Source organism: Streptomyces iakyrus (assembly GCF_000717055.1).
GTDB classification, from domain to species: domain Bacteria; phylum Actinomycetota; class Actinomycetes; order Streptomycetales; family Streptomycetaceae; genus Streptomyces; species Streptomyces iakyrus.
The window spans coordinates 78,545-92,122 of the sequence record NZ_JNXI01000011.1 but is presented as its reverse complement, the minus strand read 5'-3'; the positions used below and the strand labels follow the sequence as shown (position 1 = coordinate 92,122).

Sequence of the window (13,578 nt, the reverse complement as noted above, 5' to 3'; positions counted from 1 at the left end):
CCCTCATGCGCCTACGCACCCCCCACGCCCTGCTCGTCACGGCCGCGGCTCTGGCCGCCGCGGTCGTGGCCCCCCAGCCCGCTGCCGCCGCTGTTCCGGCTCCGGGCGCGTACTACGTCCAGAGCGCCACGACCGGGCTCAACGCGGCCGACAACGGTGGCGCGGTCGAGCAGCACAGACCCCGCGGCAACGAGGGCCGCCAGCAGTGGCAGCTGAAGCCGAGCGGCACCGCGTACGTCCTGGAGAGCACCGACGCGCCCGGCAGCTGTCTCGGCCGCAGCGGCGACCTGGCCGCGACCGTCGCCTGCACGAGCGCCGACGCCGGGTGGGAGGTCGGCCCGCTCGGCGCCGACCGCTACACGCTCAAAGCCCCGGGGGCCACCCGCCACCTCACGGTCGCACCCAAGCCGCCCGGCGCCACCTACCCCGCCCGGCTCGCCGTCGGAGGATCCGGCGACCTCGCCGCCTGGTACCTCACCCCCGTGAACCCCGCCACCGGCCCCATGCCCCCCCAGGACCGCCGCACCCTGGACCAGGTCACGTTCCTCACCACCCACAACGCCTACGCCAACGGCGTCGACGGCGGCTTCGCCCCGCCCTTCGTGAACCTCGTGCCCAACCAGACCCGCGGCATCGAACGCCAACTGGCCGACGGTGTCCGCGGATTCATGCTGGACATCCACCAGACCCCCGACGGCGCGATCCTCTGCCACAACAGCTGCACCCTCGTCAGCAGGCCCGTCGCCCTGTGGGTCGACCTCCAGCGCATGGTCGACTTCCTCAAGGCCCACCCCGACCAGTTCCTCACCGTCTTCCTGGAGGACTACGTCGACCCGGCCGTCCTGCGCGCCGAACTCGCCCGGGTCAGCGGCCTGTCGGACGTGCTCTACCGGCCCGACCTCACCGGCGTACGGCAGAACGGCTGGCCGACAATGGCCGCCCTGGCCGCCGCGGGCGACCGGCTGCTGATCTTCACCGACCACAGCCGCTCGGCCGACCAGGCCGCAGGCCTCACACGGGACAGCTTCGGGGTCATGTACCAGCGCGAATGGACCGTCGAGAACTACTGGTCGATGGGCTCCGGGCTCGGCACCTCCGACTGGTCCTGCTACAGCCGCTGGTACGGCGCCGACACGAACATCCCGCTGACCCGTACCGAACCCGGGTTCCGCCCGCTGTTCGTCATGAACCACTTCCGAGACGTCCCGCTCACCGGCACGGCCGGCACGGACAACACCAAACTCGCCGACCGCGCCCAGCGGTTCTGCCGGCCGGCCGCCCGCAAGAAGCCCAACTTCCTCGCCGTGGACCACTACGACCGCGGCAACCCGGCCTCCGCCGTCACCACCCTGAACTCGTACACGTATCCGTAAACCGGCTTCGCCGTCCCGCGTGCCGTGTGTGAGACTCCGCCGATGAGCTCACCGACGATCACAGCGGACGCCGCGGGCACCTGGAAACTCGGCGAGTTGCCCGTCCACCGCCTCGGCTTCGGCGCGATGCGGCTGACGGGCAGCGCCGCCTTCCACCACGGCACACCGAGCGACCGCGACCGGTCGATCGCCGTCCTGCGCAAGGCGATCGACCTCGGCGTCAACCACATCGACACCGCCGCCTTCTACTTCTCCTCGCTGCGCTCCGCCAACGAACTGATCAACAGGGCGCTCGCGCCCTACCCCGACGACCTGGTCATCGTCACCAAGGTGGGCCCGTACCGCGCCTACGACGGGGAGTGGGGCACCTCCGCGCGGCCCGAGGACCTGCGCGGCCAGGTGGAGGAGAACCTGCGCCAGCTCGGCCGCGACCACCTGGACGTGGTCAACCTGCGCCGGATGCCGCGCTACGACTCGATAGCCGAGCACTTCGGGGCACTCGCCGACCTGCGGGAGGCGGGCCTGATCCGGCACCTCGGCATCTCCGACGTCACGCCCAGCCATCTCGCAGAAGCCCGGGCCATCGCCCCCGTCGTCTGCGTCCAGAACCGGTACGCCCTCGACCGCCCCGACCCGGACAGCGACGAACTGCTGCGCCTCTGCGGCGAACAGGGCATCGCCTTCGTGCCGTTCTACGCCGTCGCGGGCGAGGCCGCCGAGCGGGGCGCCACCACCGCACACGACGAGGACGTCCGAGCCGTGGCCCGGGCCCATGGCGCGAGCCCCGCCCAGATCCGCATCGCCTGGACCCTCCACCAGGGCCCCCACGTCCTCGCCATCCCCGGCACCGGCAACCCCGACCACCTCGCCGAGAACGTCGCAGCGGGCGCGATCGGTCTCACCGACGAGGAGCTGACCCGGCTCAACAGGCCGCGCCGGGAAGCGGGTTGACCCACCCCTAAACAGCCCAGACACCCTCCCGCATGAGATGCCTGCGCGGCAGCTCGTGCACCTCGCACCACGCCTGCACCGCGCGCGGCCGCACCCGGAAGAACGCGTACGACGCGTGATCCTCGCGCGGATCCCAGCCGGTCTTCGCGCGGAACGCCTCGACCGCCGCCGGCGGCACGTCCCGCATCGGGTACGTGCGCACCTCGCCGTCGACCAGCACGACGTCCCGGGTGTCCCCGAGGGCCAGCCGGGTCCGCCCGCCGTCCCGCAGATTGCGGCCGGTGGGGTTGGTCTGCCGGGTGCACAGCCACACGGCCTCGTCGTGCCACACGAACCACAGCGGCACGAGACAGGGCATACCTTCGGCGTCGGCCGTCGCGACCCAGATGTCCATCTCGCGCTCCAGGCGCCCCAGCAGATCCGCCTTGCGCTGCTCGGGGGTGCGGGGCGGCTCGGTGATCTTCATGGAGGGGACGCTAGCGGCCGGAGGGTGCGGGGCGCCTCCGGCCGCAGCCCTAGGCCGGGTCTTAGGACCCCTGGTCGAGGTACTGCGCCATGCCCTCTCCGAGCGACCAGTCCGCCGACCCGTTCTCCGTCAGGACGACGAACATGTTCCGCGGCTCCGTGCCCGCGTACGCGTGGGCCAGCTCGGCGATCCTCCGGTGGAGCGCCTGCTTCTGCGCGGGCGTGCGGCCGGACCGCAGGGTGATCGCGACGTAGGCGATGCCGTCGTCGCGGTGCACGCCCAGGTAGTCGTCGTGACGCAGGGTGCCGTTGGTGCCGTCATGGTCCGTCAGCACCTGGAACCGGTCGTCGGACGGGATGCCGATGGTCTCCGTCAGGGCGTCATGCACCGCCCGGCCGAGTGCGGCGAGGCGTTCGGGACCGGCCCGGAGCGTGTCGATGCGGACGAACGGCATGGAGCCTCCCGGGAGTCGTTGATCGCGAGTGTACATACTAGTAGTTACAGTTGTGGATCCAGAAGTCGGCAAGTAGTTGGCATCCCCTGAGTTTTACGTATAACCTCTCCGGTCAACCGCCCGCTCCGAGAGGCTCTCGATGAGACGTATCGCCCTGGTCACCCTCGTCGTCGACGACTACGACGAGGCGATCCGCTTCTACACGGACGCCCTCGGATTCCGGCTCGTCGAGGACGCACCCCGGCCCGACGGATCGCGCTGGGTCGTCGTCGAACCCGGCACCCCGGGGACCGGCTCCGGACTGCTGCTGGCCCGCGCCAAGGGGGACGTTCAGGCCGCCCGGGTCGGGGACCAGACCGGTGGACGGGTCGGGTTCTTCCTGCACACCGACGACTTCGCCCGCGACCACGCCCGGATGGCCGCCGCGGGCGTGACCTTCCTGGAAGAGCCGCGGCACGAGCCGTACGGGACCGTCGCCGTCTTCCAGGACCTGTACGGCAACCGCTGGGACCTGCTCCAGCCCGCCGGCTGACCCGTCCCGCCGCTTCGAACCACCCGCCCGAGGAAAGACCCGCCATGACTGCTACGCGCGTAGACGCCGATCTGATCCGCCCCCTCCCCAAGGCCGTGCTGCACGACCACCTCGACGGCGGCCTGCGCCCCGCCACCGTGGTGGAGCTGGCCGACGCGGTCGGCCACACCCTGCCCACCACCGACCCGGACGAGCTCGCCGCCTGGTACTACGAGGCCGCCAACTCCGGCGACCTGGTCCGCTACATAGCCACCTTCGAGCACACCCTCGCCGTGATGCAGACCCGCGAGGGCCTGCTGCGCGCGGCCGAGGAGTACGTGCTGGACCTGGCCGCCGACGGTGTCGTCTACGGCGAGGTGCGCTACGCCCCCGAGCTGAACACCAACGGCGAGCTGACCATGGCCGAGGTCGTCGAAACCGTCCAGGAGGGTCTGGCGGCGGGCATGGCCAAGGCGGCCGCCGCGGGCACGCCGGTGCGGGTCGGCACCCTGCTCTGCGGCATGCGGATGTTCGACCGGGTGCGCGAGGCCGCCGACCTGGCCGTGGCGTTCCGCGACGCCGGTGTCGTCGGCTTCGACATCGCCGGCGCCGAGGACGGCTTCCCGCCCGCCGACCACCTCGCGGCCTTCGAGCACCTGCGCCGCGAGAACGTGCCCTTCACCATTCACGCCGGTGAGGCCCACGGCCTGCCCAGCATCCACCAGGCGCTCCAGGTCTGCGGCGCCCAGCGCATCGGGCACGGCGTGCGGATCACCGACGACATCCCGGACCTCACGACCGGCAAGCTCGGCCGGCTCGCGGGCTGGGTGCGCGACCGGCGCATCGCCCTGGAGATGTGCCCGACGTCCAACCTCCAGACGGGCGCCGCCACCTCCATCGCCGAGCACCCGATCACCGCCCTCAAGGACCTCGGCTTCCGTGTCACCCTCAACACCGACAACCGGCTGGTGTCGGGCACGACGATGACCCGCGAGATGTCCCTGCTGGTCGAGCAGGCGGGCTGGACCGTCGAGGATCTGCGCACGGTCACCGTGAACGCCCTGAAGAGCGCGTTCATCCCCTTCGACGAGCGGAACGCGCTCATCCGGGACGTGGTGCTGCCCGGTTACGCCGCCGCGCTCTGAAGCAGCCCGCGCAGGTAGGCGGCCTGTCCGACGTGCTGGAGATCGTCGGACAGGACGCTGACCAGCCGGACGCCCAGGGTGACCGGCGGGTCCCAGCGCTCGTCGACGACCCGCTCCAGGTCCTTGGCGGCGAGACCTCGCAGGGCTTCCAGGCTCTGGTCGTGCACGGCGTCGTAGTAGCCGGTCAGCAGCTCGCCCGAGTCGACCCGCACCCGTGCGACCTTGGCGGGACTGTGGCCGTAGCCCGTGTCGCGGCGGGGCAGGTCGAGACCGAAGCGCTTCTCCCAGTCCTGGGACAGCCACACCTGTTCCAGGCCGAAGGCGTCGGCCATGTGGTCGTCCTGGACGCGGGTGAGGTGCCAGACCAGCCAGGCGATCGAATTGGTGTCGGGGGAGGGGCGGGCGGTCAGCTCGTCCGGCCCGAGCCCCCCGACGGTGGCGTGGACTTCTTCGCGGATGCGGCTGAAGCCGTCGATGAGGATGTCCTTCGCATGCATACGTCCACCATCGCGCATGGCCGGGGATCACGCGTCGGGAATCCAGCTCCCGTGGAAGCCCAGCGGCACCCGCCCCGGGAGGTGGACCCGGGCCACCGGCTCCCCGGTGAAGTCCTGGGCCGCGAGGATCACCAGGTCGGACGCCCCGCGGTCGGGGTTGTGCACGTAGGCGACCGCGTACCCGTCGTCCTCCGCGGCCTGGCCGTCGCACGGGTCGGACGGCGCGAAGACGGCCTCGCTCGCCGCCGCGCCCCCGGGCAGCCGGTGGACCTCGGACGTGCCGCGCAGCAGGTCGTGCTTGACGAGCGCGTTGGCGAAGGCCCCGCCGGGGGGCGGCGTTCCGTCGACCGCCTGATAGGCGAGCGACATCTCCGCGGCCGCGGCCGAGTAGCCGTACCGGTGCCGGCGGACACCAGAGCCTCGTTGACCCGGGGGAACTCCTGCGGGCGGTCGTCGAGGGTCCTGGTCCGTACCCGCCCCTGACGCAGGTCGACCGTCCGCGGTCGAGCCGGGGCGTGCCCGCTCCGTAGGGGCCGCCCGAGCCGTTGCCGGCGACGAGGAACGGCGCGTCGAAGTCGGTCATGTCGACGACGATGCGCTGCCCCTCCTCGTACGCGTTGAGGGTGTGCGAGCAGTAGACCGGGTCGACCTCGAGCCAGCGGACCGCGCCGCCCTTGCGGGGCAGCACGCCGACCCGTGCCGGATGCCGGTCGTTCCAGACGTACGGCACGAGGTCGCCGCGCCCGGCGCCCGCCGGGTCGAAGGTGACCGGCATGTCGAGGATCACCACGTGGTGCTCGGTGAGCGCGAAGTCGTGGATCATCGGCGCGTCCGCCACCGCGATCCTCGTGGTCCGCACGAGCCGGCCCGTCGGGCCGAACACCAGGTGCCGGACGTGGTCCCAGGTCGGGTAGTAGGCGATCGCGTGCAGCTCTCCGGCGTGCACGTCGAACTTGGTGTGGGCGGTGAGCGGGCCCTGCAGGGTGCCCCGGAAGTCGTACGGACCGACCGTGTTCAGCTCGTCGTCGAGTTCGTACGGCAGCGGCCCGCTCTCCTGGAGGGCGAGGATCCGCCCGCGGTGGGGGATCACATGGGTGTTGCACGGGAAGTCGTCCGGCGGCACCGGACCCGGACAGGCTCACCGAGCTTCTTCGCCACCTGCGAGGACCGCACCCAGCGGTTGCGGTACCACTCCGCCCGGCCCTCGCGCAGCCGCACCCCGTGCACCATGCCCTCGCCGAGCATCCAGTGGTGGGCGCGCGGGTCCTCCAGTCCCAGGACATTGGGGCCGTTGCGCAGGTAGCGGCCGTTCAGCGCGCGCGGGACGCGGCCGGTGACCGGCAGGTCGAAGGCCGTCAGCTCCTCGGTTACCGGCTCGAACGCGCCCTTCAGGAAGGGAAAGCGGCGCGGTGCCGAGGGCGCCGCCACGGCCGGCCGCACCGCCGTGCCGGTGCCCGCGAGCGTGCCGGCCGCCGTGATCGCCGCAGCACCGCGCAGCACGTTCCGCCGGGTGTGATCCGTCATCTCGCCCACTCCTGACCGCAGTTGCTCCGGGACGGTCACGAGTCTGCTGCGCGGGACGGATCGGGTCAGGAGGGGTGGACACCCTCCTGGGGTGGTGCCACACCCCCTGTTTCCAGCAGGGCCATCAGGGCCCGCGCCGCCGGACTGGTCGCCTGCTCGGGCGGCAGCAGGGCCACCGTCTCGTACACGGCGTCTTCGGCGCCCTTCACCGGCAGGGCGGTCAGTGAGGCCCGCTTGTGCCGGAAGTGGCGCGGCACGACGGCGATGCCGAGATCCTCGTCCACGAGATCGAGGAGGCTGTGCACGTCGTTGACCTCCAGGGCGACGCTCCGGCGCACGCCCGCGGCGGCGAACGCCGCGTCGGTGGTGCGCCGCGGCCCCCAGTCCGGATGGAAGTCGACGAAGACCTCCCCGCCCAGATCCTCCGGCGTCACCGCCGCCCCGGCCGCCGCGAGCCGGTGGCTCGGATGGCACAGCACGGTCATCGGCTCGCTGGTCAGCGGCACGGCCCGCAGCTGGTCGGTGTCCTCCTGCGCGGTGTGCACGGCGAACGCCAGATCCAGGCGCCCGGCCGCGACCTCCTCCGCGAGGGCCCCCGACCCCGCCTGCCGCAGACAGATCTCCACGTCCGGGTGGCTCCGCCGGAACGCCGCCAGCAGCCCCGCCACGTGCACCCCGGCGATGCACTGCTCGGACCCGAGCGCCAGCATCCCGCGCAGCACGCCCTGCACCGCGGCCACTGCCTCGTGGGCCGAACGGACCTGGGCGAGGATCCGCTCCGCCTCGCCGAGCAGCGCCCGCCCGGCCGGGGTGAGCGTCACCCGGCGGGTGGTCCGCACGAACAGCGGCGTCTGCAGCTCCCGCTCCAGCGCACGGATCGACGCCGACAGGCCCGACTGGGAGACCAGGAGGCGCTCCGCCGCCCGGGTGAAGTGCTGGTCCTCGGCGACCGCGACGAAATGCTGCAAGTGGCGCAGTTCCATGACTGAGAAGCGTAGCCGCTGAATTCCATCGGATTCTTCTGTTGGACGCATGGGCGCAGGTCACGCCAGAGTGGACACCGGCTTCCCCTCCGACCGTGCCAACCCCTCTGGAGTCGCGTTGTACACCGCACACCCCGACCGCTACGCGGACATGCCCTACCGGCGCACCGGACGCAGCGGCCTGAAGCTTCCCGCGCTGTCGCTCGGCCTGTGGCACAACTTCGGCCCGGACCGGTCCGTCGAGACACAGCGCGCCATCCTGCGCCGCGCATTCGACCTCGGCGTCACCCACTTCGACCTGGCCAACAACTACGGCCCGCCGCCCGGCGCCGCCGAGTCCGCGCTGGGCGAGTTCCTGAAGGCGGACTTCGCGCCGTACCGCGACGAGCTGGTGATCTCCACCAAGGCCGGCTACCTGATGTGGCCCGGCCCGTACGGCGAGTGGGGCTCGCGCAAGTACGTGCTGTCCTCGCTGGACCAGAGCCTGAAGCGCATGGGTCTGGACTACGTCGACGTCTTCTACTCGCACCGCCCCGACCCGGACACTCCGCTGGAGGAGACGATGGGGGCCCTGCACTCGGCGGTGCAGCAGGGCAAGGCGCTGTACGTCGGTGTCTCCAACTACTCCGCGGAGCAGACGCGCGAGGCCGCCCGCATCCTGGGCGAGCTGGGCACCCCGCTCCTCATCCACCAGCCCCGCTACTCGATGCTGGACCGCCGCCCCGAGGACGAGGGGCTGCTCGACGCCCTCGACGAGCTCCAGGTCGGGTCCATCGTCTTCTCCCCGCTGGAGCAGGGCGTGCTCTCCGCCCGCTACCTCGACGGCATCCCCGAGGGTTCCCGGGCCGCGAGCGACAGCCCCTTCCTGAACTCCGACGCGCTCACCGAGGACCTGGTGGGCCGGCTGCGCGACCTGAACGACATCGCGAAGGGCCGCGGCCAGACCCTGGCCCAGATGGCACTGGCCTGGGTGCTGCGCGGCGGCCGGGTCACCTCCGCACTCGTGGGCGCGAGCAGCGCGCAGCAGATCGAGGACAGCGTGGGCGCCATCCGCAACCTGGACTTCGACGCGGACGAACTGGCCCGGATCGACGCCATCGTCAAGCAGTAGCAGGCCGGCCCGCCCGGGGGCGTCCGCCCCCGGGCACGGACGGCTAGGAACCGATCCGTTCCTCCAGGTGCACGGTCACCGTGTCACCCTCCTCCTTGCCGATGGCTTCGCGGACGTCGGCCTTCACGGGCAGCTTGTGGGTGCCGTCCCCCAGCGCCATGAACGAGCTGCGGAACGGATGCCCGTCGATCGTCCCGCGGACCTTGACCAGGCCGCGGGTACCGAAGAACTCGACGGACCGGGGCCAGACCAGATAGGTCCAGCCGCCCTCGGCGGGGCTCTTGCGCAGGACCGCGGTGAACTCCGCGTCCAGGACTCCCGTGGTGGCCATGATGTCCTCCGGTGCTCGGCGGCCTCTACCTCCCGTCAGACCGCCGGCCTCCGGAAAACTCATCGCGCTCGCCCGTTTCACGCCGTGGCGCCCGCCGTGAACGCCGATCACCTGCATAGACATGGGCCGGCGCGCGGGCTTACCGGATTTCGGCCAACCCCGGGGGTGAATATGCCAGGAGAGTGGCCGGAAAGTCGTGGTGACAGTGATTCAGCAGTGAACATACTGACCTGCGAGAGCGCTTTTCACATCGAGCGACGGCGCCCTCACGCACAGCACGCGAGCCGCAGGAGAAGTGAGGCCGGGCAAGGCAGACGGGCGGGGCGACGGGGGAGGATCACGTGCACGACGAGTTTCTGTGCCACGTCACGGCGTACGGAGTCTGCGACGGCCGCCGGATCGGAGTGCCCCTCGGTACGTACCGCGCGCCCACCCTCGCCCTCGCCCTGTGGTGGCTGCGCGACCGCGCCTCCTGGATCGCCCAGCGCCTCGACCCCCAGCCCGACGCGGAGCACTTACCGCCGGGCGCGCTCGTGCCGGTCGCCCACACCGTGCCCGACGTGCCCGGGCTGCTGCGCGCCTGGTGCGCCGATCCGGCCCAGCAGGAGCGGGTCGCCGGGGAGTTGGCGGCCGGACGGCTGGTGCGGATCGCCACCAGCGACGACACCACCGAATACGAACTGCTCGCCGAGTCCGTGGACGCCCTGCGGATGCAGCGCACGGCACCCTTCGTCGGCATCTCCGTCGGCTGACCTGCCGCAGTCCCGTTCGCCCAGGCGCGTAACAGGGCAAATCGGTAGAATCTTGACCATGGCGCAACCCTCGGTAGCACCAGAGCTCGTCCTGGAGACGGAGACGGGCAGCACCGTGATGATCCCGGGCCGTGACTACCACGTGGGGCGCGACCCGATGTGCGACATCGTCATCGACGACGACCGGGTCTCCTGGCACCACGCGGTGCTGAAGCCCGAGGACGGTCACTGGACCATCGAGGACGAGGACAGCACCAACGGCACCTACGCCGACGGCCGGCGCATCCACGAGCGGGACGTCGGGCCCGGCACCGTCATCCGCTTCGGCAACCCGGCCGACGGACCGCGCATGACCCTGACGGGCCGCCCCGTCCCCGCCCGACGCGCCCCGGAACGCCCCTCCGCCGTCTCCATGCCGTCCCACACGGGCACCTACCGCCGGCCCACGACCGTACGTCCACTGCCCACCCGCACCGTCCGCATCGGCCGCGCCCCCGACAACGACCTGGTCATCGACGACCTCGTCGTCTCCCGCCGGCACGCCGAACTGCGCGCCCTGGCCGACGGCACCTACGAGATCACCGACCTGGGCAGCCACAACGGCACCTATCTCAACGGCAGCCGCGTCACCAGCGCCCCTGTCGGCCAGGGCGACATCGTCGGCATCGGCCACTCGGCGTTCTGCCTCGTCGGCGACCAGCTCCAGGAGTACGTCGACACCGGAGAGGTCTCCCTCGACGTGCAGGATCTCGCGGTCTCCGTCGACCGCGGCCGCAGGACGCTGCTGGACCGCGTGTCGTTCCCGGTGGGGGAGAAGTGCCTGCTCGCCGTCGTCGGCCCGAGTGGCGCCGGCAAGTCCACGCTCCTCAACGCCCTCACCGGCCAGCGGCCCGCCGACCACGGCACCGTCCTCTACGACGGCCGCGACCTCTACCGCGACTACGCCGAGCTGCGCCAGCGCATCGGCCTGGTCCCGCAGGACGACATCCTGCACGCGCAGCTGACCGTCCGCAAAGCCCTCTCCTACGCCGCCGAACTGCGCTTCCCGCAGGACACCGCCAAGGCCGAGCGGCGCGCCCGGGTCGACGAGGTCATCCGCGAACTGGGCCTGGAGCAGCGCGCCGACCAACCCGTGCACAGCCTGTCCGGCGGCCAGCGCAAGCGCGTCAGCGTGGCCCTGGAACTGCTGACGAAGCCGTCGCTGCTGTTCCTCGACGAGCCGACCTCCGGCCTCGACCCCGGCATGGACCGCTCGGTGATGCACATGCTGCGCGGCCTCGCCGACGACGGCCGCACCGTCATCGTCGTCACCCACAGCGTGCTCAGCCTCGACGTGTGCGACCGGCTCCTCGTCCTCGCACCCGGCGGGAAGATCGCCTACTACGGGCCGCCCGAGGACGCCCTGTCCTTCTTCGGCTTCGAGGAGTGGCCGGAGGCCTTCGAGGCCTTCGACCGGGACACCGGCCGGGACTGGGCGGGGGAGTACCTCACCTCACCTTTCCACGGCCGGTACGTGGCCGACGCCTCCGCACAGCCCCGGCAGCCGCGGTCCGAGCCCGTCGTCATCACCGCCCCGCCCCGGCCGCGCAGCCGCGGCGCCCAACTGGGCACGCTGGTGCGCCGGTACGCGGCCGCGCTGAGCGCCGACCGCACCTTCCTGATCATCATGATCGCGCTGCCGTTCGTCATGGGAGCGATGGCGCGTGCCCTGGCGGGAGGCAAGCTGACCCTCGACACGGCGATGAACGCGCTGCTCATCCTGTGCGTCGGCGCGGTGCTGACCGGGGCCGCCAACGCCGTGCGCGAACTCGTCAAGGAACGCGTGATCTACCAGCGGGAACGGGCGGTTGGCCTGTCCAGATCGGCGTACTTGATGTCCAAGGTCATCGTCCTGGGCGTCATCACCGTCCTCCAGGCGGTGGTGCTGACCCTGGTCGCCCTGCTCGGCGTCGACCTCAACGCACCCGGCGGCGAGGGCGTGCTGATGCCGCCCCTGGTGGAGATCACGGTCGCCGTCGCCCTGCTGGCGTTCACCGCGATGATGCTCGGCCTGCTCGTCTCCGCGCTGGTGCGCAAGGAAGAGGTGACGATGCCGCTGCTGGTGCTCATCGCCATCGTGCAGGTCGTCTTCTGCGGGGCCCTGCTGAAGTTGGCCGACACACCCGGGCTGGAGCAGCTGGGCTGGCTGGTGCCGGCGCGCTGGGCGCTGGCCGCGATGGCCGGGACCGTCGGGCTGGCCCGGATCGTGCCCGACGACCTGACGAAGGACCCCCTCTTCGAGCACTCCGCGGGCACGTGGCTGCTGGATGTCGGGATGCTGGTCGTGCTGTCGGTGCTCTTCGGCTTCCTCGTGTCCCGGCTGCTGCGCCGGCACGAACCGGCCGTGATGCGGAAGTAGGGGGCGCCCGTGACGACTCCCGGATTCCGGCCCACGCACGTCGTCCCGCAGCACGGGATGCCCGCCTGGGAGGCCCCCGACCCGTCCCGGCCCACGGTGGACCTGGACCCGCTGCTGCCGGTGCAGCTCCTGGAGCGGCAGGGGGACTGGGGGCACGTGCTGTGCTTCAACGGCTGGTCGGCCTGGGTGGACGGACGCCGCCTGGTGGCTGTACCGCAGGATCCGCCCGCGGCGGACGGGCCGCTCACCCGTACCGCCGATCCGCGCCCGCTGCTGGGCCGGGCGCAGGAAGCCCTGGCGCGCTACCGCTCCGCGGTGGAGGACCTCGCGGGCGGCCTCGACCGGGAGTCGTTCCGCGCCCGTACCCATGGCATGCGGGTCGGCGTCGTCGTCGACGGCGAGTCCGTGTGGCTCTACGACTCCGCCCACGGGCACTGGGTGTACGCCGACGGCGCCCGGATGACCACGTACGCGACGGACGAGACGCCCGCGGCCGGACCGGCGTCCCGCCCGGCCGGGGCGCCCGCGCGTCCCCCCACGCGGGCGGTGCCGCCCGAGGGCCCGGTCGGGGCCACCCGCCGGCCCGACACGCGTCCGCCCGAGCCGCGGGGGGCTGCGCGGCCTGAGACACCTGATCCGGAGGGCTTCACGCCTGCGGAGTGGCCTGCGCCGAACAGGGCTGAGCCTGCCGTGGCACCTGAGCCGACCCGCGTGGTTGCAACGGGGGCCCGGGAGCCCGCCCGGAGCACGCCGCCTCCGGAGAGCCCTGAGCCGACCAAGGTGGTGCCGGCGGAGGCGCCTGAACCGACGCGGGTGGCATCGCCTGGGGTTTCGGAGTCCGCCGTGGCGCCCGAGCCCACCAGGGTGGTGCCTTCGGAGGCTCCCAAGCCCACCGGGGTGGTGCCCGCCGAGGCGCCCGGGCCGACCCGGGTGGTGTCGCCTGAGGCTCCGAAGCCCGCGGAAGTCGTGTCATCGGAGGCGCCTGAGTCGACGCGGGTGGCATCGCCTGGGGTTTCGGAGTCCGCCGTGGCGCCCGAGCCCACCAGGGTGGTGCCACCGGAGGCTCCCAAGCCCACCCGGGT

General features: G+C 72.1%; 12 protein-coding genes and 2 pseudogenes. 8 read left to right on the top strand and 6 right to left on the bottom strand.

Going from position 1 to position 13,578, the window contains the following annotated elements; translation table 11 throughout:
- Window positions 1-5 precede the first annotated feature (5 nt).
- Window positions 6-1,373: a PI-PLC domain-containing protein gene (locus OO68_RS18270; RefSeq protein ID WP_033309447.1), complete on the top strand. Its 1,368-nt coding sequence runs from the start codon at window positions 6-8 to the stop codon at window positions 1,371-1,373.
- A 42-nt stretch (window positions 1,374-1,415) separates the two neighbouring features.
- A complete protein-coding gene (locus OO68_RS18265) occupies window positions 1,416-2,324 on the top strand; it encodes an oxidoreductase (RefSeq protein ID WP_033309446.1) in 909 nt (302 codons plus the stop codon).
- A 7-nt stretch (window positions 2,325-2,331) separates the two neighbouring features.
- On the opposite strand, the gene OO68_RS18260 is transcribed toward OO68_RS18265, so the two are convergent.
- Together OO68_RS18260 and OO68_RS18255 are read right to left on the bottom strand one after the other, a co-directional pair.
- Window positions 2,332-2,790 (bottom strand): pyridoxamine 5'-phosphate oxidase family protein, encoded by a 459-nt coding sequence (locus OO68_RS18260; RefSeq protein WP_033309445.1) that lies wholly within the window; start codon window positions 2,788-2,790, stop codon window positions 2,332-2,334.
- Window positions 2,791-2,851: 61 nt separating this feature from the next.
- Complete coding sequence (locus OO68_RS18255) at window positions 2,852-3,244, bottom strand: tautomerase family protein (protein WP_033309444.1); 393 nt, start codon at window positions 3,242-3,244, stop codon at window positions 2,852-2,854.
- Between the two features lie 139 nt (window positions 3,245-3,383).
- On the opposite strand from OO68_RS18255, the gene OO68_RS18250 reads away from it, so the two are divergent.
- Together OO68_RS18250 and OO68_RS18245 are read left to right on the top strand one after the other, a co-directional pair.
- Complete coding sequence (locus tag OO68_RS18250; protein WP_033309443.1) at window positions 3,384-3,776, top strand: VOC family protein; 393 nt, start codon at window positions 3,384-3,386, stop codon at window positions 3,774-3,776.
- Between the two features lie 44 nt (window positions 3,777-3,820).
- The gene (locus OO68_RS18245) at window positions 3,821-4,900 is read left to right on the top strand and encodes an adenosine deaminase (protein WP_033309442.1); all 1,080 of its coding nucleotides are present in this window, start codon (window positions 3,821-3,823) and stop codon (window positions 4,898-4,900) included.
- Here OO68_RS18245 and OO68_RS18240 read toward each other — a convergent pair.
- The 3 genes and pseudogenes from OO68_RS18240 to OO68_RS18230 form a co-directional block, all read right to left on the bottom strand.
- Window positions 4,882-5,397: a mycothiol transferase gene (locus OO68_RS18240; protein ID WP_033309441.1), complete on the bottom strand. Its 516-nt coding sequence runs from the start codon at window positions 5,395-5,397 to the stop codon at window positions 4,882-4,884. The genes OO68_RS18245 and OO68_RS18240 overlap by 19 nt on opposite strands.
- Before the next feature lie 27 nt (window positions 5,398-5,424).
- A pseudogene (locus tag OO68_RS48730) lies at window positions 5,425-6,921 on the bottom strand (carotenoid oxygenase family protein).
- A gap of 65 nt (window positions 6,922-6,986) precedes the next feature.
- Window positions 6,987-7,904, bottom strand: coding sequence for a LysR family transcriptional regulator (locus OO68_RS18230; protein WP_033309440.1), 918 nt, complete (start codon window positions 7,902-7,904; stop codon window positions 6,987-6,989).
- Window positions 7,905-8,022: 118 nt separating this feature from the next.
- Here OO68_RS18230 and mgrA point away from each other — a divergent pair, with 118 nt between their 5' ends.
- Window positions 8,023-9,015 (top strand): L-glyceraldehyde 3-phosphate reductase, encoded by a 993-nt coding sequence (gene mgrA / locus OO68_RS18225; RefSeq protein ID WP_033309439.1) that lies wholly within the window; start codon window positions 8,023-8,025, stop codon window positions 9,013-9,015.
- A 43-nt stretch (window positions 9,016-9,058) separates the two neighbouring features.
- Here the strand turns inward: mgrA and OO68_RS18220 are convergent, their stop codons facing one another.
- The gene (locus OO68_RS18220) at window positions 9,059-9,346 is read right to left on the bottom strand and encodes a DUF1905 domain-containing protein (protein WP_033309438.1); all 288 of its coding nucleotides are present in this window, start codon (window positions 9,344-9,346) and stop codon (window positions 9,059-9,061) included.
- A gap of 341 nt (window positions 9,347-9,687) precedes the next feature.
- On the opposite strand from OO68_RS18220, the gene OO68_RS18215 reads away from it, so the two are divergent.
- From OO68_RS18215 to OO68_RS18205, 3 genes and pseudogenes are all read left to right on the top strand, one after another.
- Window positions 9,688-10,098, top strand: coding sequence for a hypothetical protein (locus tag OO68_RS18215; RefSeq protein WP_033309437.1), 411 nt, complete (start codon window positions 9,688-9,690; stop codon window positions 10,096-10,098).
- Window positions 10,099-10,156: 58 nt separating this feature from the next.
- Window positions 10,157-12,496, top strand: a complete 2,340-nt coding sequence (locus OO68_RS18210) for an FHA domain-containing protein (RefSeq protein ID WP_033309436.1) — start codon at window positions 10,157-10,159, stop codon at window positions 12,494-12,496.
- 9 nt (window positions 12,497-12,505) lie between these two features.
- Window positions 12,506-13,057, top strand: a pseudogene (locus tag OO68_RS18205) (hypothetical protein); the annotation flags it as partial.
- Between the last annotated feature and the right edge of the window lie 521 nt (window positions 13,058-13,578).